Source organism: Microbacterium californiense (genome assembly GCF_047246625.1).
GTDB lineage: Bacteria > Actinomycetota > Actinomycetes > Actinomycetales > Microbacteriaceae > Microbacterium.
In genome coordinates this window covers 1,066,674-1,082,164 of record NZ_JBFOKQ010000001.1, presented here as the reverse complement: position 1 = coordinate 1,082,164, position 15,491 = coordinate 1,066,674, and the positions used below count along the sequence as shown (strand labels likewise).

At 64.9% G+C, this 15,491-nt stretch carries 12 protein-coding genes; 7 read left to right on the top strand and 5 right to left on the bottom strand.

Annotated features, from left to right (window positions below):
- Positions 1–102 precede the first annotated feature (102 nt).
- Positions 103–450: a hypothetical protein gene (locus AB3M82_RS05185; protein ID WP_412956024.1), complete on the bottom strand. Its 348-nt coding sequence runs from the start codon at positions 448–450 to the stop codon at positions 103–105.
- Between the two features lie 174 nt (positions 451–624).
- Between AB3M82_RS05185 and AB3M82_RS05180 the strand changes: the two genes are divergently transcribed.
- The 3 genes from AB3M82_RS05180 to AB3M82_RS05170 all read left to right on the top strand — a co-directional run bounded on the left by AB3M82_RS05180 (position 625) and on the right by AB3M82_RS05170 (position 3,773).
- A complete protein-coding gene (locus AB3M82_RS05180) occupies positions 625–2,127 on the top strand; it encodes an L-serine ammonia-lyase, iron-sulfur-dependent, subunit alpha (RefSeq protein ID WP_412956022.1) in 1,503 nt (500 codons plus the stop codon).
- Between the two features lie 120 nt (positions 2,128–2,247).
- Positions 2,248–3,042 (top strand): ABC transporter ATP-binding protein, encoded by a 795-nt coding sequence (locus tag AB3M82_RS05175; RefSeq protein WP_412956021.1) that lies wholly within the window; start codon positions 2,248–2,250, stop codon positions 3,040–3,042.
- On the top strand, positions 3,039–3,773 hold the full coding sequence (locus tag AB3M82_RS05170; protein ID WP_412956020.1) for an ABC transporter permease: 735 nt from the start codon (positions 3,039–3,041) through the stop codon (positions 3,771–3,773). The genes AB3M82_RS05175 and AB3M82_RS05170 overlap by 4 nt, the downstream gene beginning before the upstream one ends.
- Before the next feature lie 48 nt (positions 3,774–3,821).
- Here AB3M82_RS05170 and AB3M82_RS05165 read toward each other — a convergent pair whose 3' ends face one another.
- On the bottom strand, positions 3,822–5,438 hold the full coding sequence (locus tag AB3M82_RS05165; protein ID WP_412956018.1) for an SPFH domain-containing protein: 1,617 nt from the start codon (positions 5,436–5,438) through the stop codon (positions 3,822–3,824).
- Between the two features lie 127 nt (positions 5,439–5,565).
- Positions 5,566–6,000 (bottom strand): MarR family winged helix-turn-helix transcriptional regulator, encoded by a 435-nt coding sequence (locus AB3M82_RS05160; RefSeq protein ID WP_412956017.1) that lies wholly within the window; start codon positions 5,998–6,000, stop codon positions 5,566–5,568.
- Between the two features lie 722 nt (positions 6,001–6,722).
- Between AB3M82_RS05160 and AB3M82_RS05155 the strand changes: the two genes are divergently transcribed.
- Positions 6,723–7,085, top strand: coding sequence for a hypothetical protein (locus AB3M82_RS05155; protein WP_412956016.1), 363 nt, complete (start codon positions 6,723–6,725; stop codon positions 7,083–7,085).
- 42 nt (positions 7,086–7,127) lie between these two features.
- On the opposite strand, the gene AB3M82_RS05150 is transcribed toward AB3M82_RS05155, so the two are convergent.
- The gene (locus AB3M82_RS05150; RefSeq protein WP_412956015.1) at positions 7,128–8,000 is read right to left on the bottom strand and encodes an HNH endonuclease; all 873 of its coding nucleotides are present in this window, start codon (positions 7,998–8,000) and stop codon (positions 7,128–7,130) included.
- 336 nt (positions 8,001–8,336) lie between these two features.
- Between AB3M82_RS05150 and AB3M82_RS05145 the strand changes: the two genes are divergently transcribed.
- The 3 genes from AB3M82_RS05145 (at position 8,337) to drt3b (ending at position 14,509) form a co-directional block, all read left to right on the top strand.
- Positions 8,337–10,775 carry a hypothetical protein gene (locus AB3M82_RS05145; protein WP_412956014.1) on the top strand — a complete coding sequence of 813 codons (2,439 nt, stop codon included), beginning with the start codon at positions 8,337–8,339 and terminating at the stop codon, positions 10,773–10,775.
- A gap of 349 nt (positions 10,776–11,124) precedes the next feature.
- On the top strand, positions 11,125–12,468 hold the full coding sequence (drt3a, locus tag AB3M82_RS05140) for an antiviral reverse transcriptase Drt3a (RefSeq protein ID WP_412956012.1): 1,344 nt from the start codon (positions 11,125–11,127) through the stop codon (positions 12,466–12,468).
- A 34-nt stretch (positions 12,469–12,502) separates the two neighbouring features.
- A complete protein-coding gene (drt3b, locus tag AB3M82_RS05135; RefSeq protein WP_412956011.1) occupies positions 12,503–14,509 on the top strand; it encodes an antiviral reverse transcriptase Drt3b in 2,007 nt (668 codons plus the stop codon).
- 222 nt (positions 14,510–14,731) lie between these two features.
- Here the strand turns inward: drt3b and AB3M82_RS05130 are convergent, their stop codons facing one another.
- Positions 14,732–15,106, bottom strand: coding sequence for a hypothetical protein (locus AB3M82_RS05130; RefSeq protein WP_412956010.1), 375 nt, complete (start codon positions 15,104–15,106; stop codon positions 14,732–14,734).
- Positions 15,107–15,491 lie beyond the last annotated feature (385 nt).

The window sequence follows — 15,491 nt, the reverse complement described above, 5'->3', positions numbered from 1 at the left end:
TCCGTCCCCGCGCGTCCTGGCGCACGCGGCGCGAGGGGTCACGACACGCCGCATGCCGTGCGTGGAACGCGGCGTGTCTTGACCCCTCAGCGCGGGCGGAGGTCAGTCGTCGGAGTCGGGTGACTCCGTCTCCACGACGCCGATGCCGACGGCTTCGTGGTCGGCGTCATCGTCGTCCGACCCCGCGGGAGCCTTGGGCTCCTCTCCCGGAGCCTTCTCGGTGCTCGGCTCCTCGAGTTCGTCGTCCTCGGGGACCTCTGCGCCGTCGGCCCCTTCGGGGGACTCGGCCTGCGGAGGCGTGCTCGCCTCGCCCACGGCCTGGTCGGGCTCGGGGTTCGCGTCCTGCGGGCCGCCCTGGTCGGGAGTCTGCGACGCGGGGGTCGGCGTGGGGGTCTGCGCTTCCGGCGACAGGTCCTCGGTCGCCTCAGGGTCGGGAGTGCTGTTCGTCATGGGAGTCCCCTTCCGGTGGTGTCCGACATGGATGCTGCGGCCAGCATGCCTCGTTGCGGGTCGTCCGCGAAGGGGGTTGACGCCGCGGGGCCATCGGTCGAGCACGCGCCGGTCATCCGAGCGCCGGTTAACGAGAGTGAACCGAAAGTCCCCGAGGCGGCGTAGCCTGGAAGAGTGACTGCGTACGTCTCGGCCTTCGACCTCTTCTCCATCGGAGTGGGGCCGTCGAGCTCGCACACGGTCGGACCCATGCGCGCGGCGCTGGACTTCGTCCGGCGCCTGGATGCCGACGGCGCCCTGGCCCGCGCCGAGCGCGTCGGGTGCGTCCTCTACGGGTCCCTCGGAGCGACCGGCATCGGGCATGGCACCCCGGATGCCGTCGTCGCGGGTCTTCGCGGACTCTCGCCCGAGAGCTGCGATCCCGCCGCCGTCCGGTCGGCCTGGACCGACTACCCGGCCGGGCAGCCGCTGCTCCTGAACGGATCGCACGGCGTGGCCTTCGCGAAGGACGATATCGTCTTCGCCCCGCGCACCCGCCTGCCCGGGCATCCGAACGCCCTCACCCTCAGCGCGCGCACGGCCGACGGCACCGTCGTCGCCGAACACACCTACTACTCGGTCGGCGGAGGGTTCATCCGGCGCGAGGGGGAGGAGGCGCCGCTCGCCACGGCCGGTTTCCCGTACGCGTACACCGACGCCGCCTCGCTCCTCGCCCTCTGCGATGAGCACGGACTGTCCATCGCCGAACTCGCGCGTCTCAACGAGACCGCGCTCCGCAGCGAGGAGGAGGTCGCCGCGGGCCTCGACGCGATCTGGGAGGCGATGGCGACCTGCGTCGACGCGGGGCTGCACGCCGACGGCATACTCCCCGGCATGCTCAAGGTGAAGCGGCGGGCCGGAGTGATCCGCGGGCAGCTGGAGGCGGCGGAGGCCGATGGGCACCGCGAGCTCCCCGGCGAATGGCTCGGTGCGTTCGCGCTCGCCGTGAACGAGGAGAACGCGGCGGGCGGACGGGTCGTCACCGCCCCGACGAACGGTGCCGCCGGCATCCTCCCCGCCGTCGCCATGTACTGGTGGCGGTTCCTCGCCGACTCCGGGCTCGGCGCGGGCAACGCCGTCACGCCGTACGGCGAGCTGGTCGGCAGCGCCCTGCTCGGCTTCGGACCGGATGCCGGTGCACTCGCGCTCTCCCTCGGCGCGGGCCTCGACGCGGAGCAGACGGCCGAGGCGAACCGTCGCCGCGGCATCCGCCGTTTCCTGCTGACCGCCACCGCGCTCGGCTCGCTGTTCAAGGCGAACGCATCGATCTCGGGCGCCGAGGGCGGCTGCCAGGCCGAGGTCGGGTCGGCCTGCGCCATGGCCGCCGGCGGGCTCACCGCGGTCATGGGCGGCACGAACCGGCAGATCGAGAACGCCGCCGAGATCGCGATGGAGCACCACCTCGGGCTCACGTGCGACCCGATCGGCGGGCTCGTGCAGATCCCCTGCATCGAGCGCAACGCGATCGCCGCGTCGACGGCGGTGACGGCGGCACGACTCGCGCTGCGCGGCGACGGCAGCCACTACGTCTCGCTCGACGCGGTCGTCGAGACCATGCGCCAGACCGGTCTCGACATGTCGACGAAGTACAAGGAGACGAGCGAGGGCGGTCTCGCGGTGAACGTCATCGAGTGCTGACCGCCCGCCGTCGCCGAGCCACCCCCTTCTGCACGAACCACCCCCGTGCGGACGGCACATCAGGGGGTGGCTCGTACGAATGGGGGCCGGTCGGCGGCGCGCGAGGAGCATAATCACCCCATGAGCGACGATGCCGTGGTCGAGATCTCGCAGCTCCGTGTGCGACGCGGGAAGGTCTCGGTCTTCGACGGGATCGACCTGATCGTGCCACGCGGGCAGATCACGGGCCTGCTGGGACCCTCGGGCTGCGGCAAGACGACGCTGATGCGGTCGATCGTCGGCGTGCAGCGCATCGACGCGGGCCGGGTGACGGTGCTCGGGGAGCCGGGCGGCTCGCCCCGACTGAGGCGCCGCGTCGCCTACGGCACGCAGGGGGCCGCCGTCTACGCCGACCTCACGGTGCGGCAGAACCTCGCGTACTTCGCCGCCCTGCTGCAGGCGCCCGCGGGCGACGCGGATCGTGTGCTCGAGGAGGTCGGGCTGACCGCGCAGTCGGGGCAGCTCGTCGAGTCGCTCAGCGGAGGTCAGCTCAACCGGGTGTCGCTCGGCATCGCCCTGCTCGGGTCGCCGGAGCTCGTGGTGCTCGATGAGCCCACGGTCGGCCTCGACCCGGAGCTGCGGGCCGAGCTGTGGACGCTGTTGCGCGCGCTCGCCGACCGCGGGGTCACGCTCGTCGTGTCGAGTCACGTCATGGACGAGGCGCTCCGCTGCGACCGGCTCCTCCTGATGCGCGACGGCCGCATCATCGCCGACACCACCCCGCAGGGCCTGCTCGACGAGACGGGCGCCACCGACCCCGACGCCGCGTTCCTCGCGCTGATCGAGCGGGATCGAGCGGATGCCGGCATCCACCGTTCGGATACCCGCCGGTCGCGACGCACGCGGCACGGGCATCACGAGGAGGCCGGATCATGAACGGCCGGCGCACCCTGGCGACGGCCGGCCGTGTGCTGAACCAGCTGCGCCACGACCCCCGGTCCATCGCGCTGATGCTCGTCGCGCCGAGCCTGCTCGTCGGGCTGTTCGCCTGGCTCTTCAGCGGACAGGAGGGTGTGTTCGATCAGTACGGCGGGGCGATCCTGGCGCTGTTCCCGTTCATCGTGATGTTCCTCATCACCTCGATCACGACCCTGCGCGAACGCCGGTCGGGAACGCTCGAACGGCTCATGACGTCGCCGCTCGGCAAAGCCGACTTCATCCTCGGGTACGCGCTCGCCTTCGGCATCATGGCGCTGCTGCAGGCGGTGGTCACGGTGTCGTTCGCCGTCGGGGTGTGCGGACTCGACGTCGACGGACCGCTCTGGCAGCTGGGACTCGTCGCCGTCGTCGACGCGCTGCTCGGCACCGCGCTCGGGCTGCTCGCGAGCGCCTTCGCGCAGACGGAGTTCCAGGCGGTGCAGTTCATGCCGCTGCTGGTGTTCCCGCAGATCATCCTCGGCGGGCTGTTCATGCCCCGGGATCAGATGCCCGATGTGCTGTACGCGATCTCCGACTGGCTGCCGCTGAGCCACGCGATCGATGCGATCGATGCGGTGGCTGCCGGCGACGAGGGGTGGGACGTCTTCGGTCCGCTGCTCATCGTGGTCGCGTTCGCGGTGGGGGCGCTGATCCTCGCCTCGCTGACACTGCGTCGCCGCACCCGATGACGACGGATGCCGCGACCGAGGTCGGCCGCGGCATCCGGGAGTGGTCGACTACTCCGCGTCGGCTGCGGGCGGCGGGGGAGTGGTCGGGTTCGGCACACGCGGTGCGGGCGGCGTGGCCGGCGCGGCCGCCGTGTTCTCGGCCATGCCGGCGCCGATGCCGCGGCCGACGGCCTGACCCTGGATGATGCCGGCCAGGTCGAGCCCGGTCGCCGAGTGCACGCTGTCGAAGACCGAGCGGAGCGCCTTCGCGCTGTCGGCGCCTACGACCTGCGAGGCGCCGTCGTCTCCCGAGCCCCCGATGATCGAGACGTTGCCGATCGCCGAGTAGCCCTTCGCGAACTCCGACATGACGGAGGGCAGCACCTCGAGCACGCGCTGCGACAGGAACGCCTCCTGGTTCGACGCGATGGCCTTGGCCTCGGCCTCCACCGCCGCGGCGCGCGCTTCACCCTCGGCGCGGATCGCGTCGGCCTCGGCGCTCGCGCGCAGGCGCCGCGCCTCGGACTCGGCCTCGGCCTGCGAACGCAGGGCGTCGGCCTCACCGGTCGCCCGGGCGACGGCCGCCGCAGCTTCACCGTCGGCGCGCGCCTTGTCGGCCTGGGCCTGCTGCTCGGCGATGCGCGTGCGGGCCTCTGCCTGCTTGACCTGCTCGATCGCGGCGGCCTCGGCGGCGCGCTCGCGCGTGTAGAGCTCGGCCTGGGCGCGGGTCTCGGCCTCATAGCGCTGCGCGTCGGCGACGCGCTTGACGTCGGCGTCGAGCTGCGCCTGCTTGTTCTCGGCCTGCTGCTGGAGCACGGCCTGCTCGGCCTGGGCGCGCGCGAGCTGCTCGGCCTGCTCGGCCTCGGCACGGGCGCGGCCGATGCCGGCGTTGGCGTTGGCGGTGTTGGTGTCGAGCGCGGTCTGCTCGATCAGGTTCGCCTCCTGGTTGGCGATGAACTTCTGGTTGATCGCGCGGTCGGCGTTGGTCTGAGAGATCTCGGCGGCCTGGCGCTTCGCCTGGATCTCGGGGGCGCCGAGGGACTGGATGTAGCCGACCTTGTCGGTGATGCCCTTGATCTGGAACGAGTCGAGGATGAGGCCCTGTTCGGCCAGCTCCTGCGAGACGTCGGCCGCGATCTGGTCGGAGAACTTCTTGCGCTCGCGCATGAGCTCGACGACCGAGAGCGTGGCGACGATGCCGCGGAGCGCACCCTCGAGCTGCTCGGTGGTGAACTGCTCGATGGCCTTGTCCTGCGAGGCGAAGCGCTCGGCGGCGCGGCGCACGTACACGGGGTCCGAGCCGATCTTCACGATCGCGACGCCGTCGACGTTGAGGGTGACGTTGTCGAGGGACTGCGCCTCGGCGTTGAGCGAGACCTGACGTGAGCGCAGGGAGATGATCTCGTGCCGCTGGGTGATCGGATTCACGAGCGACTTGCCGTTGACGATGACCGTGACGGGAGACTCCTCGATCTCCGGACGCGTCGACGTCGTGCCGTCGGGGCCGACGGTGGCGATGGTGCGCTGCACCTTCTGCTTGCGTCCTGAGATGACGAGGGCCTCGTCGGCGCGCGCGACCTTGATCCAGCTGCGGGCGAACAGCAGCAGGATCAGCAGCAGGACGAGTGCGACAGCGAGTCCGATGCCGACGATGACGAGGATGCCGACGATTCCGGCGATCTCCATGGATGACCTCCCTGGTTCCCCCCGAGGGGGCGGTCCGACGTCCCACGGCGTGCGGGACTCAGCACCACCCTGCCAGATCGAGCGCGCGGATGCCGTCGAACGGGGTGCCGTCAGAGGGCGGCGGGGGTCAGGAGGCGGGGCGTCGCAGCTTCTGCGTGAGCGACTGCAGGGTGCGGAGCTCGTCGTCGTCGAGGGCCGACATGCGCTGGGCGATCGATCGGCCGTGCACGGTGGCGACGGCGCGGAAGGCCCGGACTCCGGCGTCCGTCGCGCGGATGAGCGACCCGCGGCCGTCTTCGGGATCGGGGCACTTCTCGACGAGTCCGCGGGTGACCATGCGGTCGACGAGCCGCGAGACGCTGGGCTGACTGATCAGCATGTTTGCCGTGATGTCGCGCAGACGCGCGGTCATCTCGGGGGCGCGCGTGACCGTGAGGAGCACGTCGTACTCGGCCTGCCCGAGGTCGCTGCCCTCGAAGTCGGCGAGCATGTCGTGGAACACCTCGTGCTGCGCACGGAACAGGCTCTCCCATGCGGCGAGGGCGAGGTGGCGATCGGTCATCGTCACAGGATACCGGGCGACCGCAGACGCAGTCAGGGCCGGTCGGAGAGGCTCCCGACCGGCCCTTGTCCCTTGCACCAAGAGTGTCCTGCAATCACATCCGGTGAGTGCCACAGCAAACATTCACCGTGGGATCACTGTATAACGGCGAGGTAACGAAAGCAACGGTTTGATCACGGAATTTCGGAGGCTCGGGATCATCCCATTCATGATGGGAGCCGAAGCGGGAGACGGTCGACGTGGCACCCTCGGCGATATCCGCCGAGCGCTGCAGACTGGACGTTGCTGGAATTGAGCCCTCTTGACGGATCCAGTGTTCGCTGGGCGTGAACCCTCTTAGCCCATGCTCTAAGCGTCGAGCGCACCTTTGCCTCCTCGGGTCAGACTGTGCCGCGTAGGTCGGGCTTACGATCGCTCTATCGGTTCGCGTCTCACTCAGGAGGACTCGCATGCCGCACCTGGAGTAGCCGTTCACGCTAGCCGCCGCCGTCGAGCACCTGCTCACGCTCGTCGGCGTCGAAGACTGCGACCAAGAGATTCTCCATGCCCTTCGCTCGGAAGCGGTTCGCCTTTTGACTCGGATTCGATCGTCGTCACCGCCAATGTCTCCGGATGTGCGGGCTTACCTCATCAAGACAGGCGACTTCACTGCCGAGGAGATGGCGGAAGCGGAAGAGCGCGTCGCTCGCGGAGAACTGCGCGAGTAGGAGAACGTCACTCGCTTGGAGACCGTCGCCACGTCTTACCGGAAATCTGAAGCTGCGAGGCGTCTCGGGATTCAGCTTGACGAGCTGCGGCGCCGTGGGCGCGACGGCGAGGTGTACGGGTTCGAGGTGTGTGAGGTTACGGTGTACCCACGCTGGCAGTTCACCGACAAGACAAACGACCGGCTACTGCCACATCTCGCTCATGTCGTCGCGTCGTTGATCGAAGACTGGAATCCCGCGAGCCTCGAGGGATTCATGACCGTGCCGAAGGACGACTTGATTCATCGAGGCAAGCGGCAGTCACCCATCGAATGGTTGCTTCGCGGAGCCAGCCCTGGCCGCATCGTCAGGATCCTCGAACGAGAGCGGTGGCGTTGATCAGCACGGGCGCTGCTTCAGATCACTCTCTGCGAGTCGATATCAGACCACACGCCTTGTGAATCCAGTGATTGGGTCGAGCGGCCAATCTACGGCGAACACGCGATTGAAGCTGATCACCATCGCGGATTCCGGTTGTTCATCCGCGGCGGCCATCAGGACGATCTCCCCAGGGTTTGCTTCGTGTGCGGAGCGTGCGACTTTGATGGACCTTGCCACGTCGCCGAGCTCAGCTCTCTGGTTACGGGGCACGTCTCGGGCGGCGAGGAGCTCAGCTCGCAACGCATCAGCGCGGGGTGTCTGCGGAATTGCGCGCAGCGCAACGCAGCTGGCCAAATAGGTAGTCTTGACCGCTGCGATGTGCGAACGGGTTGTGTCGACAACCTCGTAGCTCATCTCGAACCCCTGTTCTCGTAAGATCTGAGAGACCGCCGGGTCGTGTTTCCCGTGTTGGAAGAGAACAAAACCACCGGATGCGTTCTCGCGTAGTAGGTACTCGCCAACGCTGCGGCCGCCGGGAACGGACTTGCCTGACAGTCGTACTTTCCCGATCGTGTTCTCATACCAATTGCGTAGGTGCGGCTCGTACTTGCTGCCGAACTCGTTGTTGCATGTTTCGCAGCTCATCGTGATCACGCTGCCGCCAACCGAGTGGGGAGGCACATGCTCCCGGCTTCGCGGCTCCGGCGCGAGGCAGATCGGGCAAACACCAAAGTCGACAAAATCGAACGCGACAGGGAGTGCCTGAAACTTCCGCTCTGTCCCCACTGGCCGAGGCATACGCACCTCGAGCGTCGACCCATCCTCTAGCCGAAGAACGGCTTCGCTGACCTCAGGGACACCCCGACCATTCGCGCGTCCGGTGACGCTTTCGATTACCCCGCGTACATGACGCTGGCCGAGCGATTCGTTCACGGGTCAGACTGTACTCGCAGCCTCCGACAGTTCTGAAACGTCCGAGGTGATGTCGCGCGCGATGACGAGGGCGTGCGAAGGCGCCGCTGAGGAAACCCGACAGATCTTGCGAGGAAGATCGACCCCAGATCTGCATCTCTCTGGTCACATAGTGATTGAGCACAAAAGTGCAGGTCGCTGCTGTCGCCGCTCACATACGCCGAGGGCCCGATGATCCGAATCTCAACGACGCACTCGCCCGCCCATGAACTGATCGGCATCGGGGCGCTCAGAGCGCCGAAGCGGACAGCAACTGCGAGGTGGCTGGCATGTCGGAGGCGTGTGGTTCGATGAGGCATGGCATCGAAGTCGAAGCGTTTGAAGGCGCGTGCGAAGAGGCGGCGGCATTTGCCTCACGGGGACGCCGCAGCGCCGTCGGATCCTTATGCGGATTTTGTGGTGCAGTCCTCGGATACGGTGCAGTCGCTGTTTGCTGAACTCAGTGCTGAGGGCGATTTCGCGGCGAACGTGAGTACCAGGTTCGCTGAACGTGTAAGTGAGCTTGCGGCAATGGGCTCGCGTTTCACGCCGGCGAGGTTGGCAGAAACCGCCAGGCTGGCGTACTTTCCCTTATCTCAGGCGGGGCAGGTTGTCGCGAGCCCGGACGGCGGCGCGTGGCAGGTCGAGTTGCTCGTGCTGTTGGCGATCGCGGGTCGCAGTACGGATGAAGTGGATGTTCCACCTGCTGAGCCGAATGAGATGAGCGGGGTGGTGCAGGACGCCTGGCCGATTCTGGAAGAGATCACGAACCTGGGCTGGTTCCGGACGCTGGTCGCCGCTGGCCCGGACGCACCACTGGGGTGGCTATCGCTCAGTGTGCAGGGGTCAGAGGTCGCGATGCGCAACTCCTCGTACGCAGACGTGTTGCAGGCGACGGCGGTCGAGCTGCTTGATAGCAACCGGGGGGTTCGCGTTGCGCTGGAGAAGGGGTTGGGGTTCAGTGCCGCTGAGGCGCTAAGTGTCTTAAATGCCTGTCATTCGATTCAGGCCCGCAAGCTAAACAAGCGGGGGCAGCAGTTCGCTAGATCCCTGTCAGAGCCTGCGGGCGCGCCCGGCGACGATGTCGCATCGATGACCAAGCAGGCTGTGACTGTGCTGATGTCGATGTTTGAACCGTCTGCGGATGACTGCACGGTCGGCATCGATGAGCTTTTCGCGGAGACGGGCCTCCCAATGGAGCGTGTCGAACGGGTGGTCGCCTTCTTCACTCTTGATGCGTCCGGGATGACGGCGTTGGAGGCCGCAGAGAAGTTCGTTCAGGGGGACAACCCGTGGCGGCGTCACCCGTTGCTTCCAGGCGATGCGGGTCGGGTGATGCTGCTACACGACGGACACACAGCACCGGCGTTGAGGGAGAGGCTTGAGGACTACCTGAAAACGCAGAAGGCCGAATGGGACGCGTATGCGAAGCACCGCGGAGAGGTCCTGGAGGAGCGGGTGCTTCGCGCGGTGAAGATGATTCTTCCGACGGCGACCTACCGGAACGGGTTCGAGTTCTTCGTCCCTGCAACGGAGGCGGAGAAGGCGACTCGTTCGGTTGATGCGTATACCAAGCGGGTGGAGTGCGATCATCTGGTTCTTATCGATGACGTGGCCTTCGTCATCGAGGACAAGGCGGTTGCGTTCAGTGCCCTGTCACGGGGAGGGAAGACATCGCGCCAGCTTGGTGATTTGCGGCGCATCATCACGAGCGCAGCGAATCAGGCGGGGCGCGTGCGTTCAGGGATCGTCGATGACGGCGGGCTACGCATCGAGGGAGAGGGATGGGTGGATCTCACTCATATTCGCGAGATCCACACGATTGCTGTCAGCCTTGACGACATCCCGGCCGTGTTCACGGCGACCGCGGATCTCCTTGAGGCCGGGCTCATCGATCTGGAGAACGTCCCCTGGACGGTCTCGCTGCACGATCTCGAGCTGATCGCGGAGCTGGTGGACCGGCCAGCAGAGTTCCTCCTTTATTTGCGGCGCAGGCGCGACCCGATGACGACGATGATGTTCATGGCGCCTGACGAACTCGACCTGTTTCTCTACTTCTACGAAACTGGATTGTGGGTGGCGCCCGACCCGGCCTTGGTCAAGGATGCGTTTCCATTCATGCCGGACCCCACCACGGGTGAGCTGCGTCGCTTCCGGCAGCAGGTACCGGCGTTCATCACGAGCCGGACGGATGCCCTCGATCAGTGGCATCTCACCCGCGATGCCAGCCCCCGTGCACCGAAGCCGTCGATGCCGACGACGAGCATCGTTGACCTTATCGACGAGCTGCACGACCGACAGAGCTTCGGTTGGCTAAGTGTCGGGGCGACACTGCTTTCCGGAAACGAGGCGGCGCAAGAGAAGTTCGCGCGGCATGCAAAGGACCTGCTCAATAATCCTGACCCGGAAGGTCGCGGACGTAGCCTGACCGTTCCGGTCACCGGAAGTGTCAACGTCGAGGAAGGCTGGGTGCTGGTATGGGCGGTCAAGCCCGCCGGAATCTCCTTGGCGGCTTGGGAGACGCACATCCGGAACTACATGAAGGCTAAGGGCCACCAACTGAACATCCCGCGGGTGGCCGCATTCGCCTATGACGAGGTGAGCCGCGAGTTGATCGCTCTTTACTACGAAGGGGAGACCGAGACGCTGAATCCGTCGGCGGCAGCGTCGCTTCAGCGGCTGCGCCCCGCGTCCGCTCTGCAATCGCTGCTTCCGCCGGCTGCGAAGAATCGAAACCGGTCGCCCCGCCCACGCTGAGTCGCGCGGCCAGGTCTGCTAACTGGTGCACAGCGCTTCGGGACATCCGATCGACGGGTGCGGCGTGAAGGCCTTGTTGAGCGCGCAAGGTGACGCAGCCCGATCGAACGACGCAACACTGCGGAGACGACCTCGACGGAGGAGATCTCATGGTGTCCCGTATCGCTGTGCTTGGCGACTGTCCAGTTCCAACAGCGCCCGGTAGGAACGAACCTGGGATCGAGTCAGTCGATGGTTTCATCGTTAAGGTGGTGCTCAGCCGTGCGGCGGTCTCGGCCCCGTCCGCTGTCGGCGCTGGTCGCGGACGCGCCAGCAAAGGGTCGATAGGCTCACGGGAGGAGGGTTGGGATTGGATCAGAGCTTCTCGCCGAAGAATTTGCGCAGGATCTGGGACTTGGAAGCGCGGCGTGGGCGCGACCGCCTCAATCTGTACCCTGACGTTCGCCGCGCCTACGATCTGGCGCGTGACTCGCGCCATCGTGCTCGGGCAGCGCGAAAGGGAACGGTGCCGTACATCGGGCCACCTGAGCTGGCTCCGGAATCCGTTGCCCGTGCAGACCGTCAGGCCGCCGAGGACTTGCTGGAAGCATCACTGGCTGCAACTAGCGAGATACTTACTGGAAGCGTCGAGTCCGGCGCGTTCGCGTGGGGTTTGGACCGCGGCCATTTGATTGGTGGGAAGCGTCAGACCTACTCGATCGCGGAGACCCCCGAGGCATTCTTCGCGGATAAGCACCTTCAACGCGTCGTCGGATCAACGCTACTGAGCCGCCCGCGAGGACGCCAATCGATCGTCGCGGGACTGATTCGAACGATCGATAACAACGTACCGAAGATCGTCGTTAGGGCTGATGTCAAGGACTTCTACGACAGCATCGATCATCGACGGCTCCGTTCTCACCTCGACACAACAGCGCTAAGTCCATCGTGCCGGCGGCTGATCGACAGGTTGCTATCCGAGATGGAGACCCTCACCGGGAACGCAAGGGGCCTCCCCGCAGGGGTGGGTCTGAGCGCGAAGCTAGCCGAGCTGTACATAGCTCAAGCTGATCGCGCTCTGCGGGACACTCGCGGCACACTTTATTTCGCGCGCTACGTTGACGACATCGTTTTGGTGCGCGCGGAGGAAAGTGAGGGCGCGGTGGCACCGGGCGCTGTGATTGCGGAGATCGAAACTGAGCTTCAGCGACTCGGTCTTGCTCTGAACCCGGCGAAGACCTTGCATCGGGAACTTGTCGACAACTCGCTCGGGAAAATCGAGTTCCTGGGTTATGAGATCGAGTATCGAGGCAGGGGTGGCCCGGTGGTGAGGCTCACCGATGATCGCTACAAGACCATCCGGACTCGCGTCGACAGGACCTTCTCCGCGTGGGATCGCGCCAATCCTGCCAACCACGGACGGCGAAGCCTCCTCCTCGACAGGCTTCGCTTTCTGACGGCGAACACTCGCCTTTCTCACAACAAGCGGAACGCGCTAGTTGGGATCTACTTCTCGAATCCGCACCTAACCGATCTGAAGTCTCTCGCCGGGTTGGACCGCTATCTTCAGCACCGAGCCTCGCAGTCTCCGTTGCCTCCCGGCCTCGATCGGAAGATCGCGGCCCTGTCTTTCACTGATGGATTCAGTCGGCGAACGATTCACCGATGGTCCATGCAGCGCATGACTCGACTGAAGGGGGCATGGCGTGCCTAAGCGTCGGCAATCTCTTCGGAAGCACCCTGCGCGGGTGGTGCTGAGCGACGTTCTGCCCTACGAACTCCCGCCGTCATTCAGCAACCGTGGCCTGTACGACTTTCTTCGTGATGCTGATGTGCGCCTCGGAACAGAAACAGTCCATGCGAAGCTGCTCGACGAGACATCAGAAGTGATCCTCGGAGTTATTCTCGGCAGGGCAGTCTCCTTCCCTGCGGGTAGCACTTCTAGAACGCGCACTGCTCTCAATCTCCCTGCGGACCAGGGGGCGGTCTCCACGATCCCTTTCCAGTACACGGTCCGTCATCGGAAGAATGACTACCGCACACTGACGGTGCCGCACCCTATGGCGCAGTTGGACATCGCGCACTTCTACGAGAGGTTCGAGGATCTCATCCTCTACCACACATCCAAAAGCCGGTTCTCCCTAAGGCGGCCGGCGCGAGTCGCGCCATACGTCGTCGTGCGGGACTCGCTCTTCGCCTATCAACGGCGAACACGCGACAGCATCGAACACGACGACCACGAGTACGAATGGCTGCGCTCGTACTTCACGTACCAGCGATACTCGAATGTCTACAAGTTCTATGACTCCTCCGAGTACCGATCCTGTGAGCGCCGGTTTGGATATCTCGTCAAGGTTGATGTTGCGAAGTGTTTCGACAGTATCTACACCCATTCGATTGCATGGGCGGCCCACGGTCACGATGTAGTGAAGGCCAATCTTGGCCCGCATCTCGATCGCACGTTCGGTGGCGCCTTCGACAAGCTCATGCAACGACTGAACCACAGTGAGACGAGCGGCATCACGATCGGTTCTGAAGTATCGCGGCTGTTCGCAGAGGTCATTCTTCAAGCGGTAGATCTCGAGCTTGCGGAGCAGCTTGACCGACTGGGAATGAAGTTCGGTGAGGACTACGAGGTACTGCGTTACGTTGATGACTACTTCATTTTCCTCGCGGACGAAAGTAGACGTCCGTTCGTGGTCGACGCGTTGTCTAGGAGCTTGCGCAAGTACAAACTGCATTTGAACGCCGCGAAGGAGGAGGGAGAGCTCACGCCGTGGCTGTCGCCACTGACTATCGCAAAGAAGCGAGCTCGCCAGCTCATACGGGAAGCGACCAAGCCGCGCGATCGAGACCGCGGTGGTGTCGCCGTGAGTCGCCCATACGTCGATGCGGGCGATCTGATCGTGGGGTACAAGGCGATTCTGCTGGACACCGGCGTCAGTCACTTCGAGTTAGCAAACTATGCCCTAGCGCGAGTCGAGCGCTCGTTCGAGAAGATCCTGCGCAGATCAGGAGAGGACCTAGGCAGTGTCGAGCTCTTTAGCCAACAACTGTCTAAGCACCATCGCGCGATCACCTCAAGTCTGCTCGCGTTGACGGACTTCGTGTTCTTCGTCTACTCCGGCGCTCCCCGAATGAGCCCTGCCGTCAAAGTGGCTCGAGTTTGTAGCACGTTGCTCCGATATGCACGTTCGGAGGGCGTGCCTGCTCATGATCGCGAGCGGGTCGAGATGCGCGTCCGCGACGAGCTGATGCAGCAACTTCGGCGGTCGAAGGGATCGATGAGCCCTGATGCGGTGACAGCGACACTCATCGACTGCGTCTCGGACTTGGGCGCGAACTACGCGATCCGAGAGGGTGAACTCGCAGATCTCTGCGGATTCACCAGATCAGGAGGCAAGCTCCGTGAGCCGTCGACGATGAATGTGTTGCTACTGTTCAGTCTCCTATTGCATATGAAACGCTCGAAGGCCTACCCGGAGCTACGCCAAGCGTGCGAAAGATGGATCCTCCAGATGCAGGAGCGGTCACTGATCGACGGGGAGCTCTCGCTGCTCAACCTGAATGTGCTCACCTGCCCGTTTGTTCCTCGATCCATCCGGGAGGAGATCTGCGCACGGTACGCTGTGACGGTTACTGCGGCGGCAACAGTGGATCGTCTAGTCGCGAAATCTCGACGATGGAACGTTGACTGGGAGTCCTTCGATCTTTACGCCGCGCTCGAGCGGAAGCGAATGCTCGAGGTATATTGACTGGGCGCCCAGGCTCGCCCGACTTGTTTCGAGCACACACACCAGCGCAGAGCGTGACGCCTGGAGAATCGCCGGAGGCGGCGGGCCGTCCTAGGGCGGCCCACCGCCTCGAACCCAGCTCAGAGCGGCCGGTGGGTAGTCCTATTCCGAGCCAGTGGCTTGGAGGTTCCTGCAGCCTGCGCACAGGACCGGGTTTTCAGCTCCTCTTATGATTCTAAAGCGCTAGCCTTCAAGCTTGGGCCTGATCACGTCGGGAGCCTCATCCAACCGGTCCAGCATCTTCTTCGGATCCTTTACGACCTCATCGTCGAGCCGGTTCGATGCGATGTCCTTGGAGTTCACAACGCGGGCTCGCGCGTGCATTTCGCCATTCTCGTCCTGCCATTGCACGTACTGCAGAGGCTCGGAATCGAAGGAGAAGGACTTCAGGTGCTTGGTCTTGTCCGCCAGGTTGGCGATAGACCCGGCGTGAGTCGCGGTGTTGTCAGCCTGGAACTTCTCAGTCGTCGCACCTTCAACCAGGCCGACGAGTTGTGTGGCCGCGACAGGAACCTTCCTCTTGTCGGCGACCGCCTTAGTCCACTGTTTGAACTTCACCCATACCGAACCTGGCTCCGCCCCAGTGATCTCGACCCGTCGTACGCCTAGACCTCGCATGAACTCGCGATACCGCGATCACGTTGAGGACTTCGGCAGTGTCCGATGACGCGATGTACATGCGCCCTTCCACGACGCGAAGAGTGTTCTCATGGGTCGGCGCGGGCACTTTCGCGCGTGCTGCGCCACCTGCATCTCGACGCCTCCGGAAGCTAAACCGATGCCCATTCACCTCTTGAGCCGCGGGGTTGACCTTGATCAGCTCTCCGTTGATCCGGACGTAGAACTGTCCACTGCGACGAATGAGCTTGACGCCCTCACTCGCTTCCTTGGCGATGCGCGCTCTGTGGTGGTCATCGGAGGTGTTGTCAGTCACAAGAGCACT